General features: G+C 44.8%; 18 protein-coding genes. 8 read left to right on the plus strand and 10 right to left on the minus strand.

The genetic code is table 11. The annotated features are described in order from the left end of the window. Nucleotides 1-946, minus strand: a 946-nt coding sequence (locus tag PN499_RS13475; protein WP_272032478.1) for a GntR family transcriptional regulator, incomplete at its 3' end; no start/stop codon positions are given. Between the two features lie 449 nt (nt 947-1395). Here PN499_RS13475 and PN499_RS13480 point away from each other — a divergent pair. Next, nucleotides 1396-2130, plus strand: coding sequence for a dienelactone hydrolase family protein (locus PN499_RS13480; protein ID WP_272032496.1), 735 nt, complete (start codon nt 1396-1398; stop codon nt 2128-2130). Nucleotides 2131-2557: 427 nt separating this feature from the next. Next, nucleotides 2558-3478 carry a S1 RNA-binding domain-containing protein gene (locus PN499_RS13485; protein WP_272032479.1) on the plus strand — a complete coding sequence of 307 codons (921 nt, stop codon included), beginning with the start codon at nt 2558-2560 and terminating at the stop codon, nt 3476-3478. A gap of 198 nt (nt 3479-3676) precedes the next feature. Here the strand turns inward: PN499_RS13485 and PN499_RS13490 are convergent, their stop codons facing one another. Further along, nucleotides 3677-3850, minus strand: coding sequence for a hypothetical protein (locus PN499_RS13490; protein WP_272032481.1), 174 nt, complete (start codon nt 3848-3850; stop codon nt 3677-3679). On the opposite strand from PN499_RS13490, the gene PN499_RS13495 reads away from it, so the two are divergent. Continuing rightward, on the plus strand, nt 3821-4741 hold the full coding sequence (locus PN499_RS13495) for an NAD(+) kinase (RefSeq protein WP_272032482.1): 921 nt from the start codon (nt 3821-3823) through the stop codon (nt 4739-4741). The genes PN499_RS13490 and PN499_RS13495 overlap by 30 nt on opposite strands. Before the next feature lie 186 nt (nt 4742-4927). Here PN499_RS13495 and PN499_RS13500 read toward each other — a convergent pair whose 3' ends face one another. The 3 genes from PN499_RS13500 to PN499_RS13510 all read right to left on the minus strand — a co-directional run bounded on the left by PN499_RS13500 (nt 4928) and on the right by PN499_RS13510 (nt 10188). Continuing rightward, the gene (locus tag PN499_RS13500; protein ID WP_272032483.1) at nt 4928-7426 is read right to left on the minus strand and encodes a serine/threonine-protein kinase; all 2499 of its coding nucleotides are present in this window, start codon (nt 7424-7426) and stop codon (nt 4928-4930) included. A 1217-nt stretch (nt 7427-8643) separates the two neighbouring features. Continuing rightward, on the minus strand, nt 8644-9699 hold the full coding sequence (locus PN499_RS13505; RefSeq protein WP_272032484.1) for a YheT family hydrolase: 1056 nt from the start codon (nt 9697-9699) through the stop codon (nt 8644-8646). Between the two features lie 117 nt (nt 9700-9816). Next, nucleotides 9817-10188: a signal peptidase I gene (locus PN499_RS13510; RefSeq protein WP_272032485.1), complete on the minus strand. Its 372-nt coding sequence runs from the start codon at nt 10186-10188 to the stop codon at nt 9817-9819. Nucleotides 10189-10255: 67 nt separating this feature from the next. Between PN499_RS13510 and PN499_RS13515 the strand changes: the two genes are divergently transcribed. Next, the gene (locus PN499_RS13515) at nt 10256-10879 is read left to right on the plus strand and encodes a hypothetical protein (protein ID WP_272032486.1); all 624 of its coding nucleotides are present in this window, start codon (nt 10256-10258) and stop codon (nt 10877-10879) included. Here the strand turns inward: PN499_RS13515 and PN499_RS13520 are convergent. From PN499_RS13520 to PN499_RS13540, 5 genes are all read right to left on the minus strand, one after another. Continuing rightward, nucleotides 10872-11066: a hypothetical protein gene (locus PN499_RS13520; protein WP_272032487.1), complete on the minus strand. Its 195-nt coding sequence runs from the start codon at nt 11064-11066 to the stop codon at nt 10872-10874. The two genes, PN499_RS13515 and PN499_RS13520, sit on opposite strands and share 8 nt — an antisense overlap. Before the next feature lie 104 nt (nt 11067-11170). Continuing rightward, the gene (locus PN499_RS13525) at nt 11171-11851 is read right to left on the minus strand and encodes an SRPBCC family protein (protein ID WP_272032488.1); all 681 of its coding nucleotides are present in this window, start codon (nt 11849-11851) and stop codon (nt 11171-11173) included. Nucleotides 11852-11869: 18 nt separating this feature from the next. Then, on the minus strand, nt 11870-13033 hold the full coding sequence (locus tag PN499_RS13530; protein WP_272032489.1) for a baeRF3 domain-containing protein: 1164 nt from the start codon (nt 13031-13033) through the stop codon (nt 11870-11872). A gap of 474 nt (nt 13034-13507) precedes the next feature. Beyond that, a complete protein-coding gene (locus PN499_RS13535) occupies nt 13508-13786 on the minus strand; it encodes a photosystem I reaction center subunit PsaK (protein WP_272032490.1) in 279 nt (92 codons plus the stop codon). Nucleotides 13787-13947: 161 nt separating this feature from the next. Then, nucleotides 13948-14163 (minus strand): chlorophyll a/b-binding protein, encoded by a 216-nt coding sequence (locus tag PN499_RS13540; protein ID WP_272032491.1) that lies wholly within the window; start codon nt 14161-14163, stop codon nt 13948-13950. A 363-nt stretch (nt 14164-14526) separates the two neighbouring features. On the opposite strand from PN499_RS13540, the gene hflX reads away from it, so the two are divergent. The 4 genes from hflX to gshB all read left to right on the plus strand — a co-directional run bounded on the left by hflX (nt 14527) and on the right by gshB (nt 18772). Further along, entirely contained in the window at nt 14527-16305 is a 1779-nt protein-coding gene (hflX, locus tag PN499_RS13545; protein ID WP_272032497.1) for a GTPase HflX, read from the plus strand. Between the two features lie 422 nt (nt 16306-16727). Then, nucleotides 16728-17048 carry a PEP-CTERM sorting domain-containing protein gene (locus PN499_RS13550; protein ID WP_272032492.1) on the plus strand — a complete coding sequence of 107 codons (321 nt, stop codon included), beginning with the start codon at nt 16728-16730 and terminating at the stop codon, nt 17046-17048. A gap of 197 nt (nt 17049-17245) precedes the next feature. Next, nucleotides 17246-17503 carry a glutaredoxin 3 gene (gene grxC, locus PN499_RS13555; protein WP_272032494.1) on the plus strand — a complete coding sequence of 86 codons (258 nt, stop codon included), beginning with the start codon at nt 17246-17248 and terminating at the stop codon, nt 17501-17503. A gap of 282 nt (nt 17504-17785) precedes the next feature. Then, on the plus strand, nt 17786-18772 hold the full coding sequence (gshB, locus tag PN499_RS13560; protein WP_272032495.1) for a glutathione synthase: 987 nt from the start codon (nt 17786-17788) through the stop codon (nt 18770-18772). Nucleotides 18773-18779: the final 7 nt, after the last annotated feature.

Genomic DNA, 18779 nt, shown 5'->3' on the forward strand with positions numbered 1-18779 from the left:
ACTGAGAACCGATATAATTTTCGCAGCAGATCAATTGCGGGGGACGGATAATATCTTCTCTGGCAGCATTGACAGCAGCTTTCACAGTAGCAATACTTGCTTGGTCGCAAGCAATTGTACGAGCGCTGCGAACGATCGCATTAATTTTGTAAGGATCGGACAATTGAGCTGTCATTACCAACAAGTCTTGTCCTCGCAGGCTGTGAATAATTACTTCTACTGCCCGCAGTAGACCAGAACTGAGGCTAACAATACCAAAGTAAGTATCTTTCGGTAAGCTATTAACAAGCTGGATTTCCTTAGCATAATCGTAAATGTCAACGGGGATGACGCGCACAGACCGAGGAGCTGCGATCGCTTCTGCTTCACCGATGAAATAGCGGCTAGTCACCACTGTCCCCGAAGGCACTTGATCGATGACTTGAGCTAGCTGTTCCATTGGTACTAACTGCACGGGGATGCGAAGAGCTTGCTCTAGTTCTTGAGTCATCAACTCACCGATGCCTATATCTTGAGTCGGCGCGGTCACTAAGACTCTAGCGCTACAGCGCAGTCGCCAGTCAATTTCTCCTAAAAATAGTTCTCTTGCTTGACTGAGAGTGCAACCCTGTCCCAGTAGTTGGTCGAGACTGTGCTGCACGATCTTATCAGCTTCGGGATATTGTTCGAGAATGGGCGATTTTCGCGTACTACCGCCTTCATTACCTTGAGCCCGGACGTAAATGCCTGAACCTGCTTGGGCTTCTACCAGTCCCGTTTCTTCTAATTGCCGATAAACTTTACTGATCGTATTGCGGTGCAAGCCTGTTTGCATCGCTAGCTGCCTAGTGCTGGGCAAGCGGTGTCCGGGGGGAAATTGCCGGGAGGCGATCGCAAACCTAATTTGGTTAAATAGTTGGTTGGATGCCGGGATCTCGCTGTCTGCTTGAATCTGAAATTGAACCATCCTAGAAACTCCAGGGATTATGATAAAGGATTTATAAAAGCAATTGTGTGGTCTATATGATTAGGATTCCGATCTTAAGCTATAGCATAATCTACTCTTGGCTCTTTCACTAGCAAGATTTACACTTTTTAGCGGGGCCAGAGTTGGGCAGTAGAGACCATAGCAAATGTACCGGTTTCTCTAACTAGAGCTTTAAGCTTAGCGAATTGATGAGCTAGATATTGGGAGCTATCTTGACGTTGGTAGAATTAGACCTGTTGCTAATGCTTTCGGCGCTAACTTCAGGAATATCAATTATATTGATTACCAGCTTAGATTTTGTTAGCATCTGCGATCGCCCAATAAATTTTAAAGGATTCAACCAGGAGCAAGACTGCAAAGAAACTGTCGATCGCATCCGCAGTTGCCTTAATCTAAAATCAGTTGATATTTACAAAATTACAATCGCGATGACTGAATTAACAATTCACACAGCTAACGTCACAGTAACCAACGGAGATTTGCAAATAGCCGCTTATCTAGCCCAACCTACAGCCAAGGGGCAATTTCCAGCAGTTATTGTCATTCAAGAAATCTTCGGAGTTAACGCCCACATCCGCGAAGTCACAGAAAGAATTGCTAAAGAAGGGTATGTGGCGATCGCACCAGCCATCTACCAGCGCCAAGCCCCCGGCTTTGAAACCGGCTACACTCCAGAAGACATCAAAATCGGCAGACAGTACAAAGAACAAACCACAGCCTCAGAACTTCTCAGCGACATTCAAGCCACAATTAGCTACCTCAAAAATTTATCCTCCGTCAAAAGCGGTGGCTTTGGTTCCATCGGCTTCTGTTTTGGCGGTCACGTCGTCTACCTTGCTGCCACCTTACCCGATATTAAAGCCACAGCTTCGTTCTACGGGGCTGGAATTGCCACGATGACCCCCGGCGGCGATCCCACGATCGCGCGTACAGCAGACATTAAAGGCACTCTCTACGGCTTTTTTGGCACTCAGGATGCCAGCATTCCCCAAGAGCAAGTTGACCAGATCGAAACAGAATTACAAAAATACAACATTTCCCATCGGATTTTCCGCTATAACGCCGAACACGGCTTTTTCTGCGACCATCGCGGTAGTTACAACGCCACAGCGGCCGCCGATGCTTGGATACAGGTAAAACAGCTCTTTAGCGAGCAACTTTAAGGCAAAAAGGCATGGACTAATGACAATCAACCATCAACCACGAACAATTAGCACTTAGTAATTCTCAATACCCAGTCTCCATATACCCCCATATTGGCTATATTGGGGTAGCCAACTATTTTAGAGCTTACGTAGCGCGATCGCCAAAAATCAGGGCTTGGGTTTACTAAGTCTCCTTGCAACTGGGTTGCGCTTAGTTGCCGACTTGCTTAAGGTTGCTTCGTAACCTCGCCATGCTTCCGAGCTCGCAACATACGCTAAGCTTGGTAAGCGCTACGCCCAGGTTGCGCCAGCGCAATGACATCAAGTACGTTACTTTTGCGTAAGTTCTAATATTTAACTCCGTAGCGATCGCCAATTCCAGGCGAATCCGCGCGGCAGTAGTTAGGCTCGTAGTTTAATTTCAATTTTCTTTCATTCAATTGACATGAATCCCAAATCGACAGGTTCTCAAGGCGCAAAAGCATCCTTTTCGATGGACGATTTTGCCAAAGCCCTCGAACAGCATAATTACGAATTTCAGAAGGGGCAAGTAGTGCGCGGCAGAGTGGAAGAGATCGAATCCAACGGCGCGTACATAGACATCGGCGCTAAGTCCCCAGCTTTTCTCCCTCTCGAAGAGGTCGCCTTGAGAGCGGTAACAGACCTGTCTAAACTTCTGCCTTTGCAAGAAGAACGGGAATTTCTAATTATCCGCGACCAAAATGAAGACGGTCAAGTAACCCTTTCCCTCCGCCAATTAGAGATCAAGAAAACCTGGGATCAGGTAGCAGAAATGTTCAACACGGGAGCCGTAATTCAAGTGCGCGTTACTGGCCATAATAAGGGCGGCGTAACGGTAGATGTCATGGGGATGCGGGGGTTTATTCCGCGATCGCACGTAGTCGAGCGAGACAATTTACAGTCCCTTGTCGGTCAATCCATGAGCGTCAGCTTTTTGGAAGTAGACCGCGAACGCGAAAAACTCGTGCTTTCTCAGCGTGCAGCCACCAAATCTGCCAGCTTTAGCCAATTAGAAATTGGTCAAATTATCGAGGGCAAAATCAGCAGTATCAAGCAGTTCGGAGTATTTGTTGACTTCGATGGCATCACGGGTTTGCTCCACATCAAGGAAGTCAGCCAAAAGTATATCAATAATCTGGAAAAGGTATTTTCAGTAGGTCAAATAATCAAAGCAATGATTATTAACCTCAATGAAGAACGAGGTCGGATTTCCCTTTCTACTAGATTATTAGAAAGTTATCCAGGGCAGATAGTAGAGAAAATAGATGAAATGATGGCTACTGCCGAAGAGCGTTCTGAGCAAGCTAGAAAAGCCTTGCTTGAGTCTGAGAAAGTTGACAATTAGATACTTAGGGGTTAGGAACTAGGAACTAGGGCGTGTTTTCCAACTACGATCGCAACAGAATGCAAGCGATCGCGATCGTGGCGAGATAATTTGCAGCCAGATTCTTATATACAGGGCTGTTACATTGCTCGATTCTAAATTCTTTGACCTAACCCTCTCCACCTCTCCCCGCCCTCTCCTATGAGGAGCAGGGCTTTTTCACGCTAAGGTTAAATCGGCAACAGAAAAAGCGATCGCGATCGAGTAAACTAGATAGCGATCGCTCAAAACTCCCAACAAGATTGCTTGGCAAGACTCGGAATGGCACAATGGTACTAAGGCAAGTCCTATTAGAGTAAAAACGTGCAGCTCAAACAGGTAATCATCGCCCACAAAGCTAGAGATGCCCAAAGCCAGCAGTGGGCCGAACAGTGTGCGAGGCAATTGGAAAGTAGGGGTTGTCACGTTTTGATGGGGCCATCCGGCGCGAAGGATAACCCCTACCCAGTATTTTTGGCTTCTAGCACGGGAAAGATCGACCTAGCAGTAGTTCTCGGCGGTGATGGTACGGCTTTGGCTGCGGCTAGACATCTTGCTCCCGATAACATCCCCATTTTAGCGGTGAATGTGGGCGGACATTTGGGGTTTTTAACTGAATCTTTTGAAGATTTTAAGGACAGTGAAAAGGTTTGGGATCGGTTGTTGGAAGATCGCTATGCTGTACAGAAGCGGATGATGTTACAGGCGGCGGTATTTGAGGGCGATCGCACTAACAGGGAACCAGTAAGCGATCGCTTCCTCGCCCTCAATGAAATGTGCGTCAAGCCAGCCTCGGCTGACAGAATGCCGACTTCTATCCTCGAAATGGAGGTAGACGGCGAAGTAGTCGATCAATATCAAGGAGACGGTTTAATAGTTGCTACTCCTACAGGTTCGACTTGCTACACGGCTTCTGCCAATGGCCCCATCCTACACCCCGGAATGGAAGCGATCGCAGTTACTCCAATTTGCCCTTTAAGTCTCTCCAGTCGCCCAATTCTTCTGCCTTCCGGCTCCGTAGTTAGCATCTGGCCCCTAGCCGACTACGATCTAACTACTAAGCTCTGGATGGATGGCGTTATGGCTACTGCCATCTGGCCAGGACATCGCGTAGACGTGCGGATGGCAGACTGTAATGCAAAATTTATCATTTTGCGCGAAAACTATTCTTATTACCGTACCTTAAGAGAAAAACTTCAGTGGGCCGGAGCTAGAATTCCTTACACCAATAATCATCGCAATTAATATTAATTGTTAACTGTTAACTGTTAACTGGTAATGGGTAATGGGTAATGGGTAATGGGTAATTGGTAATTGGTAATTGGTAATTGGTAATTGGTAATTGGTAATTGGTAATTGGTGATTGGTGATTGGGAAAACTTCTCCCTCATCCTCCCCATCTCCCCCATCTCCTCTGCTCCCCTGCTCCCCTTACTGCCGCCAGAGCTTAATCGTATTATCCTTACCCCCACTAGCGATAGTCTTACCATCGGGGCTAAAAGCCACCGTGTAAACCTCATTAGAATGTCCTGTCAAACTATTCAGTAAGACTCCACTCCTTAAATCCCAAATCTTAATCGTTTTATCCTTACTCCCACTAGCAATAGTCTTACCATCCGGGCTAATAGCAACAGATACGATTTCCCCAGAATGACCGTTCAAAGTCCGAATTAACTCCCCAGTAGCCAGATTCCAAATCTTAATAGTCCGATCGTAGGAACCGCTAACTAATGTTTTTCCATCCGGGCTAATTGCAACCGACCTCACCTGATCTGAATGACCCTCAATAGTATTAATCAACCGACCAGTTTCTACATCCACAATTGTAATCGTCTTATCCTTAGAACCGCTAGCCAAAGTTTTCCCATCGGGACTAATAGCAACCGAATAAACATAATCGGAATGATCCGGCAAATTGTAAATTAAATCTCCAGTTGCTACATTCCAGGTTTTGGATGTCTTGTCACTGCTACCGCTAGCTAGAGTTAGTCCGTCAGGACTGATCGCCACAGACCAAACCGCAGCATCGTGATCGACAGTACGCACTAATTCCCCCGTTTTCAAATTCCATAGTAGAATTCTCCAGTAAGAAGTGCTGGCTGCTAGCCGCGTCCCATTCGAGTTAAAAGCAACAGACCAAATTGCCGATGAATCTCCATCAAAACTGCGGATGAGATTCCCCGTAGCTAAATCCCAAATCTTAATCGTTTTGTCCTTAGAACCGCTAGCTATGGTCAAACCATCAGGACTAAAAGCAACAGTTCCAACTGCATTGGAATGCTCGGCAAAATTCTTAACTGTTACGTTTTTCCAGTTAGTACCATCCTGGCATTGCTTGACAAGGAGTTGAGCATCTGCATAGCGACTAGAACTATTATTAATTTTTTCTCCCTGGTTGATACACTCCTGATAATTGCTCTCTTTATAAAGAGCATTAATAGTATTAAGTTGTTGCGATTCTTGCTGACGGCGTTGTTGCAACTTCTGCCACTGAAGATAGCCGTAAATAGCAGCAGCTACAGCTAAAATAGCAGCAATGCTTGCCCCAATTAAGTAAGGATTTATTCTGCGATTTTGTGGTTGCGGTAGAACTGTAAGAGTCCGATTTATTGGCGGAACTTGTCCGTTAGATCTCGCTTGTGGTAGACCATTGTCTGCTATCCGCGACCCTGGAGGATAAAATCTCCCTGGTGGCTGGTCAGAACTCTGCTTGGGCTGTGTAAAACTTAAAAGTAGGTTCTGTAATTTGACGAGTAAGGATTTGGGGAGGACTCGACTTTCGATTAATTCTATATCTTGATCTGTGAGTCCTAAAATTTGCTGCAAGCGTTTCAATTCGTCACGAGTATCCTTGGCAAAGGGATATTCCTGCTGCATCGATTCAACTAATGCCTGCTCGTACTGCTGCGCCTTATCCTTGAATTTTCGGTAAGGGTTTAATACTTCGTCTTCAATTGCATCTGCTTCTTCTGGTAATAGTTCTAGACTGTTTCGCAGTTCGGCTAAGATTTTGCGGCCGACAATTGAAATTTCCCCTCGATGGCTAGCGCGGCGCTCTACTTCTTCGCGATATATGGTAATTTTAGGAACTCTAGTTCGAGAGCGATCGCTAACTCTTTTGAGATCGGCTACAGCTTCCGCAGCAGACTGATATCGCTGGCGAAAATCGTAGCGTACCATGTTGTCTAAAACATCTGCCAGCTCTTGACTAACTACAGCTAAATGTCGCCAGAATATTTCGCCCCCATGAGGATTATTGTGATCGCGCAGTTTTGGTAATTCATAAGCAGGCAACCCCGTAAGGGCCTGAATTCCGATCATCCCTACTGCATAGATATCGCTGTTTAATTGTGGGTTGTATTGAAACTGTTCAATTGGCATATATTCCAATGTGCCAATCCGAACTGTAGGCGGCTTTTGACCATGATCGAGGTTAATTTCTTTAACTGCTCCAAAATCGAGCAAAACTAATTTGCCATCTGACTGCCGCCGGATTAAATTTCCTGGTTTAATGTCTCGGTGAATCACTCCGTGTCCGTGTACGAACACGAGAATTTCTAAGACTTCTTTTAATAGCCTGACAACTTGCTCTTCCGACAGCGGTTTTCCTGGTAAAATCTCGCTGGCTAAAGAATAGCCGGGAATAAATGCTTCTACTAAGAAAAATTCTTGATTTTTCTCAAAGTAAGCAAATAACTGAGGGATTTGTTCGTGCTGGCCGAGCTTTTCTAGAACTTCTGCTTCTTTTTCAAACAGGCGGCGGGCAGTCTCGATTAGTTTCGGATCGTTACTTGCAGGCCGCAGATGCTTGACAAAACATTGCGGTTCCCCAGGGCGACGAGTATCTTTAGCTAGATAAGTTTGTCCAAATTCTCCTGTTTCTATGACTTCAATGATTTGATAGCGTCCGTCCAAAAGTTGGCTAACCATGAAAACAACCCAGCTCTTTTTTGGTTGATGGTGGCATGAAAAATTTTCGCTGCCGTTGGTTGATGTTTTAGGAGAGAGAAAAGCGCCAATGCGATCGCACGCCATCGGCAGATTTATCTAGATGCTTTGAGTTGAGTTGAGGCGGCGACTCATTTGCCTTCAAGCATTTGAGTCAATTTCCAATTCTGGAATTTAGGCACTACAGGTAACAATTCTCCTGCGATTGCGTAACGCCCCTAGTTGCAAGTGCGGCGGTTCGCCCTCCGCAGCTCTCTCCAGTGACAAACTTTCATCTGTAATTAAACGAGCACAACCCTGGTCTTGTAAAATACCTCTAAGCCCACGAATTATTTTTACCAGTTTATTGTCAAACTCAATTATGTACTAGATGTGGACAGACTAGATTCTACCACAACGCGCCTTCTGCGATCTAGTTTTGTGTCTGCCCGTCTAGCGATCGCTCAACGGGCAGGGTTTTTCTCCACAAACTCACTAGCAGGCTAAGGCTAAGGGAAAAGGCTATTGCTGGCAAGCTTTGTGGGAATATTGAAGAAAGATTCACAGCGGTTAAAACTGCCCGTGCCGTTTCCCTCTCCGATGCTCAAGCCGCTGAGTTTCCCACGTACCGAACTATTTTAATGATGTTCACCTACTTATACCAATTTTTAATTGGGTAGGTACCGCCAGCATAGAAGAAATTAGGAGCCAAAAGTCAAAATTAAGAAGAATTTAGCCGGATTTCTGGCTTTTGATTTCTTTTTCAAATTGCTTCCAGCTCTACAAAAATTGCTTTTCCCTTTATTTTTTCAATATTTGCAAAGCTTGATATGCCAAAAAAAAGAAACCCAAAGAACCCAAAGCCGTGACTCCTTCTACTATTAAATCGGCTGTCAAAAATTCACCCATAACAGTGTCCTCCTACAATTAATTGCGATTTTTGATGGGGATTGGAAAAATTTAGAAAAACTTATGTTTTTAGTTTTTCCTTGTCTGGTCTATCGATTATAGCAACCGCCAGGACAGTTAAGACATTCTTAATTCCTACCAGCATAGATTGTCAACCCTTCTTTCCCGATCGTCGTAGTCCTGAGCATCCTAGTCTCTAGCGATCGCACTCCTGAGTCTTTAGATTCGCCGGGTTTTTAGACCATTTTCCGATCAAAAATGATATCACAGCTACGAGATAACTAAATCCTTTTTTCTGCTGCTATTTCATCTCAATTAACAGTCGATGTGTCGAACCACTGTAAAATCCGATTCCAGGCCCACCAGCGATCGCGATCGGCAAATTGATGCTGACAACGTTTACTACTGATATACCCGACATGACCACCGTAGGCTGTCAGCACTAATTCTAAGGCTGGATTGTTGGCGCTAATGGCTTGCAACTCAGAGACAAGAATGGGGTCAAACATCGGATCGTCCGCTGCATACAGGATAAAAGTGGGTTTTTTGAGGTGAGGCAAAATGTGTAGAGCGCTGCTAGCGTCATAGTATTCTTCCACAGAGGAGAACCCTAACCGCCCAATAACCAGTTCATGGTCAAATCCCCAAATGCTATTGGCGCGTTCAATGGCCGCCGGATCGATCGCCCCTGGATGTGATGCGGCGATCTGTTTTGCTAGTTTTTTTAACTGTCGCGCGATCGCTTTTTCTAAAAATTTCCCCCACTCATCTTTAACCAGATAAGACAGAGAACGGTTCGAGTCTAAACTGGGACAAATCACCGCCGCGCCTGCTAATTCTGACTCTTCGAGTCCTAAGTCAGGCCCCCAATCTGCGATCGCCTGAGCTGATTTTACAGCCCACAAGGCTAATTGTCCCCCCAAGGAATAACCCGTGAACCAAAAAGGGGCAGGACATCCCATCTCTTTTGCAGCCGCAGCAATCCGAACAAAATCTTCGCCTTCGTATAAACCATCAGAAGTCAGCGTAGGAGAGAGTTGGGCAGTTTTACCGTGAGCTCGCCAGTCAAAGAAAACCAATGCACAGCCTTGGGCATAGGCTTTACGGCCTAGTAGCCTCAGAAACCATTGATTATCGAGATCGCCAGTAATCCCGTAAGTACCAACAATCGTATATCGGGGATTTTCGGGGATGGCAACTATGCCGAAAATCGGGACTCCACAGGCACCAGTAAAGATGTGTTCCCGGTAAGGGGGTTCTGGATCGGAGATCGTCTTTTCCCAATGGCGACTAGCCCTTAATGCGCCGTACAACGTCATTAATAGGCCATTGTTCAGCAGCCAAGGTGGAGTATAGCCAATGCTCATAAGTGGATGTCGAAAATATCTGTCTCGTTGGTGGAATACTTTTACTGGACAGGTTGGTTATTTTAGCGAATAAACCTGGAAAAAGCAATATTTTTTGAGTAAATGCACTCAAAGTCCTCAACTTAGCCCTTTACTATCTCCTGACTTCGACGGCCAGCGAACCGTCAGAATTATAGAATCTTCCTCAGCGAACCAATAATGAGACACACCCGGACACCAAAGAGCATAATCACCTTCACAAGAAAGTAAGACTTCTGACTCTGGAAATTGAATCCGAAATCGCCCTTTAATTAAAATAGAAAGTGTAGTAGCTTCAGTATTTACAGCCCACTGAGTTCTACAATCTCCTGCTTTATGAGTCCCCCATTTTAGCTCTAAGACAGACGTTGAGCGGGGGTCATCATTAGGAGTTATAAAGTGACCCGCAAACCAACCTCCGCGACTTATACCTTCAATACCAGCATTTCCAAAAACAACTTTAGGCGGCATCAGTAAACAATTCTCCGAGCGGGCAATTTATATTATAATATAAACCTGATTTAATTCCTCAAATCAAATGAGCGAGTTTCACTGGCCCACCATCTTAATAATATCTCTAATCGTTATTGGTAGTGGCATCGCCGGAGCTTTAATTCAAAGAGCTATTTCTGCTTTTAAGAAGCGCACGCAAACAATTGGTCGCAGAGTTGATATATTTCCTGCCTTTGAGGATACTGTCGGCGCATTATGCCACAGCACAGACATCAAATTTTCTGACGGAACCACAGAATATAGATACAAAGAATTACATATTGTTCAAATTCAATTGACCAATCAAGGCGACTATAATTATGATGAGTTTAAATTTGGCATCTCTTTATCAGAGGGCAATTTTGCCGTCTATATCGAAGCACAACTACCTAACCGCCACCATCAGGTAGAACAACTTACGCCTGTAACCTTTTCTGAACCTAAATCACAAATTGACTTGCTTTTACCCCCTCTGAATAAAAAAGGCACTTATACGCTGCGTTTGTTGATTTTAGTTCCTGAAGGAAGCAAAGAGCCAGGCGAGATTCAATTTAGCTCACCTCTCGACATTGAATTTGTCCACTTACCTACCGCCACAGAAGTTCTAGAAGAAGCAGTCAGTTCAACGAATATATCCTTTGGCCCTTTCAGCGTATCTTTCCCTAAATAATCATCCCTAAATAATCAATAGTCCCAGATTTGGCGTTGAAATTTAAAACATTTCCACAGCTTTTTTTGTTGTTCTTAAGTCCTGAAATCTCTGCTTTCGTGTCTGCAATTTGAGATTTTAGTACAAATATTTCAGCGGCAAGACTATCAGGACTTACGCAACTGGCATAATTAGTAGGGTGCGTCATACCATCAAACCCTTGCGATCTCGCTTAATCGCTTGGTAGTAGAGCACCCTACAAGCTGATTTAAAAGTGACAAGGGCTTTAGCCCTATATGTAAACCCCACTACTTACCGACGGCCCGAAGATTGACCTTCCACAGTAGCAATTTCGCCAGTTTCCATTATTTGCTTAAAGCGACGCAGATCGTCGCCGATTTGCTGTTTCGGTTCTTCACCAAATAACTTAGCAAAAGCAGCAGTAATTGCACCGCCTGGGGGATTGTATTCAATCACCACTTTTACCTCCGTTCCTTGACCTGTGGAAGCGGGTTGAAAACGCACAAAACCAGAATTGTCAACATCTGCGCCTTCAACTGAGGCCCAAGCAATTAATCGGTTTTCCTGTTCGTTAATAATCTCCGCATCCCATTCGATGCTATTATCCATCGGTGCAGATGCAATCCAGTGGGAACGCTTGTCATCAATTACTGTCACAGATTTAAGGTGCTTCATGAAATGCGGCAAATTTTCAAAGTCCCGCCAAAAACGATAAAGTTCTTCAGGAGATTTATCAATTGTCACCGTCTTTTCAACTTTGATATTATCCATATTTTCTGCTGACTGTGCTACATTTCCTCCACTGACACCGTGATAAGCTAAACCGCCACCTGCGATCGCCACCAAAGCGCCCCTCAAAGAACGTTGAGACAAACCGTAAAGAACCAGCGCCCCACCCCCAATTAACGATGCCCACCGTTCCTTATCGCCGCTATTACTAGCATTTTGTTGGTCTGAAGTTGTTGATTCCATTGCTTTAACTCCTATAAATTAATAACGAAAGATCGCAGCTATTGGTGCTGCTTCGGGGACTTTTTCAGGCGGAACCGCGTAGACAGTACCGCCGTTCAAAATTGTTTGAATAGCCGCAGAATTCAATAAATCTCGATCGCCGACTTGTGCTTCTGAGTGAACTTGCGCCTTACCCGTTTCAGGATTAAAAGTACCCCACTTCTGAACGCCCATCGCCACAAATAATCGATCTACTCTTCCAAAATAAGCAGCCGAAAGAGTTTCATTTAAATCCGCAGAAGTTTTTTGAACTCCGGCAAGTTCCCGATACTGTTCGATCGCCTCTTCCTGTACCTGGGAAAACAAAGGTTCCACAATCGGCAGAGCTTCCGCCTGTAACTCTTCTGCCTTCCAAATTTTAGGGTTTCCCGTCAGCCCTTCAGTAACTAGATGCTGGTAAGTATTTGCTTCTCGGTAAATCGGAAATAAATATTCTACTCCGGCTAGCACTAAAGGAGCTTTTTTGCCGTGTAAATGTTGGTGCACAGCCCGATCGATTATGTGGAAGTATTGCAGAATATCTTCCTGCCTCTTGTCGCGATCGGGACTTCCTTGCCCGTGAAAACTACCGGCGTGGGTGAAAGAATTATTAGTTCCTCCTTTTGAGGTACTAATGCGGTATTGCCCCTCTTTTGCAGTTTCATCATATTGGAGAGCTTCATCAAGGCTCTGAGGCAAGTTTTCTACTTCAACTTCCCTAGCGCTGTAGCGCGTACATTCAATCAGCCGGACTTCATTCTGGCTCAGCGCTAAAATGTAAAAAAGCCCATCACCCGCCACCAGTGGCATTAGCGGCTTAACATGAAAAGCATCGCTAACCACTACTAATTCCTCAAAGTCTATCGGTGATTTATAGTAGCGGAAAAATCCCGGAGCCGCAAAAATTGCTAAGACCTTGCTCTGCTCTTCCCAGAAGTTATCTTGCTCAACTTCTGCTTGGACTGGCTGTAACAATTCCCTAGCTTGTTTTTGCTCCGAGCCATATTCTACTAATTTTTCCTCAGTCTCTCGAAGTAGATTTTTGAAGCGAATAGGATTCTGTGGAATATCTACCCCTTGAGTGACGGGCATATAAATCGATACGCACAATTCTTGGGGCTGTTCCACCAGGATTTTAAGTTCATCTACCGATAATAAGCTCATAATTGAGACTCCTTGCTCCAGTACGTTATCTAGTAGGTTAATTAATAAATCCGCAGAGCGAACTATCTAAATAAATATAAAGATTCCTGTTCAGATAAGTCTCACTTACTTATCTCTTACAGACCTTTTTACTCATTCAGCTCGATGCGGCTACGGAGCCTATTTTAATAAACAATACTTCGGCTACTCAGGCTGTTACTTCTACCTAAAGGAATGAAAAGCTATCGGTTTAATTGTTATTAGGGATACAAAGATTTCCCTTGCCCTGCCCTCACTCTGACTTAAGCTCTGACTTATGATAGAAAGTAAAGTAAGCCTAGTTCTGCTATTGAAATCGCTAATTTATCTTAGCCTGCACGCTGTCCTAGAAGAAGTTAGCAGGGTGCATTAAGCGCACCCTACTTTATAGCGTCTAAAGTCCTTATGAGTTTTCGGCTAAAAAGCCACATCTTCAGTAGCTTTTTTGCTCTCTTGCTAGATAACTTGGCTGTTATTGAGCCCCATAATTACGAGTACCCCCAGGAGATGACCCGCACTCATTGATGCCAAAAATGCAGGGACGCTAATATTATTGAAAAGCTCAGGAAAGGGTAGAGGCATTTTCGGCCCGACGTGGGGATGCCAAATTACACGGCTAAGAACGAACAAGGCCAAGAGATTGCAAATAAACATCACCAAGGGTTTTTGCCAATTACCCAGTGCGCTGTCGCTAACAGCCGATTCTATTACTGCTAGTAAGTTTGAGTTAATCATGATTATTTCTCCTTCCTTACAAAATGAAAAAACTGTAACTAACTATGACCTTTTTGAGACAGTAGGGCTTGCCTAGCTTGGGATCTTTTTTTGGATCTTTTTAAAGAATCTGGCAGTTTTAAGAAATACTAAAACTGCCAGATAGCAAGTAGAATCCATGATTAGCTAGCCAGAGGCAGATTGGGAAGGAAGTGTAGGACATCGCGCAGCACGCTATATCCAGCCAGATCCCACAGCAGATAAGCTAGGAAACCAATCATGGCTAAGCGACCGTTCCAAAGCTCTGCTTGGGGAGTAAAGCCAAATAAGAAAGCATTGCGATCTTTCTCGTTGTACGCATTAGCAACTTTGGGTATATAGCTAGGAGGTGTTTCCATGGTTTACATTCCTTTACATTCATTACTTTTACATAGTAGCCACCTAATTCCTGGACGGCTATCTGCCTTTAGGCTCAAAATCTACACAATTCTAAAGGATGATTTTAAAGATATATTTATGGTGATGATTTATACAGTAGGCATAACTATATGTGCTATTTGCAAAAAAGTAGTAAAATGTTATAAATAAACTTGAGATCGCGCTATCCGACAATTTTTTATTAAAATATTAACTAGACTTAGGCATTGATTAAGGTAACGCCGTCTGTGTGGGAGTAAAGGAACCACCCTTTTTGGCGGTTAAGGCAAGAGATTTGCCTAAGTCATACTTTAAAATAAACTCGATTCTCAGAGGAAAGACCTATCGACACTATCTACGGCAACCTCCAAGGTTTAAAGAAAAGCCAACTCAAACAACTTGAAAAGCTTTACCACCAGAGACTTCCGGGCGATCGCCTCGCGACACCGGAATTTGCTCAACGTGCTGCTGCCATCAGCACAGAAATTGACCAGCCCGTTTGTGCCTACGTCAACCGCCGGGGACAGGTGATTCGCGTTGGTGTGGGTACGCCTCGCCAAACCCAAATCCCGCCCTTAGAATTGCCCCGCTATGGTCAAGGTCGTCTCAGCGGTATTCGCTGCATCGCTACCCACCTGAAACCGGAACCGCCTGGTGAAGCTGCACTTACCGCAATGGCGATCCAACGCCTAGATGCTTTGGTTTGGCTAACGCTTACTGGTGGAGGCTTTCAGCGTCGAGGGGGCGGCGGTGCTGGTTACATCAAAGAAACCTATCTAGCCCACCTAACGCCTGAAGGGGAGGGCAGTGGGGGAGTAGGGGATCTCAAGAGCAGGGGATCTCAAGAGCAGGGGGGCGCGGGAGATATTGAGCCTGAAATTAAGACTCAAAATTTCTTTTGGAGTATGTCAGCGCCTTTAAGCTTGGATGTTCTAGCTGAACTTGACTTTCAGGAGTGGGTAGAAGCGATCGAAGCTGAGTTTGAGCGGGAGTTCGTCGCTAAGCAGGTCGATGTAGACCAGGATAAGGTGTTGGTGGTGGGGATGATGACTCAGGATATGACCCCGCAACAATTTGAGGACGGACTGCTAGAATTGACTAGCTTGGTTGGTACGGCGGGGGGTCAGGTGTTGCAAACGGTGAAGCAAAAGCGATCGCGCCCCCATCCTCAGACGGTCGTAGGCGAAGGAAAAGTCGAAGAAATCGCTCTGAGCGCTCAGACAGTCGGCGCTAACTTAATAGTATTCGATCGCGACCTTTCTCCGGCACAAGTACGGAATCTAGAAACCAAAATCGGTATCCGGGTTGTCGATCGCACGGAGGTAATTTTAGATATTTTTGCCCAGAGAGCTCAATCTGGCGCTGGTAAATTACAGGTAGAACTCGCTCAGCTAGAATACAATTTACCGCGACTTACGGGTAGAGGTCAGGCGATGTCTAGGCTAGGAGGTGGGATCGGTACTAGAGGGCCCGGCGAAACGAAACTGGAAACAGAACGACGGGCGATCGCTAAACGCATCTCTCGCTTGCAACAAGAAGTTAATCAACTACAAGCTCATCGTTCGCGGATGCGCCAGCAACGGCAACACAGAGAAGTACCCTCAATTGCGATCGTTGGTTATACCAATGCCGGTAAATCGACGCTGCTCAATGTACTTACTAATGCAGAAGTTTACACCGCTGACCAATTATTTGCAACGCTTGACCCCACCACGCGGCGGTTAGTGATTGCCGATGCCGTTACAGAAGAATCCCTGTCAATCGTACTTACGGATACGGTGGGATTTATCCACGAACTACCCCCCGCTTTGATCGACGCATTCCGCGCCACTCTAGAAGAAGTCACAGATGCCGACGCTCTACTGCACGTAGTGGATCTCTCTCATCCAGCTTGGCATAGTCAAATTCGCTCTGTGATGACGATTTTGACTGAAATGCCCGTCACTCCGGGGCCCGCCTTGGTTGCTTTCAACAAAATCGATCGCGTAGACGGGGACACTCTGCGGCAAGCTCAGGAGGAATTTCCCCAAGCCGTGTTTATATCCGCCGCTAAGGCTCTAGGACTGGAAACTCTGCGTCAGAGACTAGCTCAGTTAATTTATTACGTAGCCTACCCTCGGTAAATACGTATAAATTTAATCGTGGGGTCATTGACAGGATCAAACTTACGTATATATACTGAGGACAGGTGTCTGCAAAAGATGAGAGGATCGGGTAGGGCATCTTCAATTCGATCTGAACTACAACTTGGCGGCATTAATTTCAGGTAAGCCATGTATAATTGATTATGAGGAGGGTTGTGTGAAAATATATCCCTGGGTGGGCTGCTAGCAGCGAGAGATTGTTAGAATAGAGGTTGAGGACTGCCAGGGGAAAGCAAAGATGATGAGGGTATGCAGGGGACAGCGGAAACCGAAAAATTAGTTTCACCTTTCTTGTCCGCGATCGCAAACACACAGTGCTGTGACAGCCCTTATCAATTGGAAAACAACTTTGTTGCATTGTATTTATTGTTATCCTATTGCAACTGTTTAATTAACTAATTATGTCTACGCTACTGGCAAAACTAACTTTTGGACTCACTGCCGCAGTGGCAGTCGGGTTCTACTACCTAGCCGCAGCCCCTCCGGCTGTAGCGCAGCTTAATATTTGTGGGCCTGGCAACTATTCAGATGCCTGTGCATCGGATAGCAAAACCAGCTCTACGTCCACTAGCACCATCACGGATGTTTATACAACTCAAACATTGACCCAAGAACCAACAACTTCCGTTCCCGAACCAAGCACGGCGATCGCATTGCTGATGACAAGTGCAGGTATAATTTACTCTGCGAAAAAGCGAAAGCAGCTAGATCGAGACCACTAGACAGTAACGTTTTACCTCTAAAGCGGGACTGTCTATTTCACAGCGGCGAATTTTATAGATAGTTTTTACGCCCAAATTAAACAAAATAATCTTAAAAATAAAGTTATACCTACCTCGTAAGTAGTAAGTCTACATTAATTTCATATTCCCCTGGTTAAGATTAAAATTAAGAAATATTGCTAATGTTTGAGAAACTTATGACTCCTAAAGTTGAAATTTACACTTGGAGAACCTGCCCCTTTTGCATTCGAGCCAAGTCACTGCTAAAGCAAAAAGGGATAGATTTTATCGAGTATAGCATTGACGGAGACGAAGCGGCGCGGAGTCAGATGGCCAAGCGGGCACAGGGAAGAAAATCCCTACCTCAAATTTTCATCAACGACCACCATATAGGCGGCTGTGACGACATCCACGCCCTTGAAGCTCAGGGTAAGCTAGATCCCCTCTTAGTATAAGAGAACTGGCTAATAGCTAACCAATTAATTGTAGGATGGGTGGAGCTGACGCTCTACCCATCCTACAATTAAAAATTAAAAATTAAAAATTAAAAATTCAGCAACTTCTAATATTCACTTTCGCTACCTAACTTACATTTCTCAGAGTGTTAATTGTTAATCGAGTAGAGTTGGGTAATGCTTACAGTTTACCCATCCTACATAATTGTGACCAATTAGCAATTAGCAATTAGCAATTACCAATTACCAATTACCAATTACCACCAACCACTAACAACATCAATGAAATTTGCATTCATCATCGATCCTATCCAACGGCTAATTCCAGGCCACGATACCAGTGTGGCACTGATGGAGGCAGCACAAGAACTCGGACACGAAGTCTGGGTGACTCAAGCAGAAAATTTAAGCGTAATTGGTGGCAAAGCTTGGGGCCTGCTGAGCCGTGTAGCCCTAACACCAGTACAATTAGTAGAAGGGCATTGGGTAGCGGCTGAAGTTTGGTACCAACTAGAAAAGCCTACTTTGCAACCCCTTGAGGAGATGGATGCAGTGTTTATGCGGACAGATCCGCCGGTAAACATTCCTTACCTTTACGCTACTTATATTCTCGACTGTATCGATCCAGAAAAAACTCTGGTAATTAATTCCCCTAAAGGGCTAAGAAGTGCCAATGAAAAGATGTATGCTTTGCAGTTTGTAGAGGCAATACCAGAAACAATTGTCAGTCAAAATAAACAAGTAATTCGGCAATTCGTTGAGAAAAAAGGGGCAGCAGTGCTGAAGCCTTTAGGCGGTAAAGCAGGTGAGGGAATCTTATTTATGGAGGGACGCGATCGCAACTTTAACTCTTTGATTGAAATTAGCACTCAACAGGGACAAGTGCCCGTGATGGTTCAGACTTATTTGCCAGAGGCAAAAGAAGGAGATAAGCGAATTATTTTGATGAACGGTGAACCTATTGGTGCTATAAATCGTATTCCCACTGGCAACGAATTTCGCGGGAATATGGCAGTGGGTGGTAGAGTTGCTAAGACAGAAATTACTGAGCGAGAATATCAAATCTGCACTCAGTTAGCACCAGTTTTACAAAAAGATGGTTTATATTTTGTAGGAATTGATGTGATTGGCGGTTATCTTACAGAAATCAATGTCACCAGTCCTACTGGTCTGCGGGAAATTGATTTATTAGATAATGTTTGTCTGGGCAAAAAGGTCGTTAAATGGGTAGAGAAGACTAAAGCAGAACTTACGCAAAAGTATCCCTAACGCCGCC

Origin of the sequence: Kamptonema animale CS-326 (assembly GCF_028330895.1) — a bacterium.
Lineage (GTDB): Bacteria > Cyanobacteriota > Cyanobacteriia > Cyanobacteriales > Microcoleaceae > Kamptonema > Kamptonema formosum.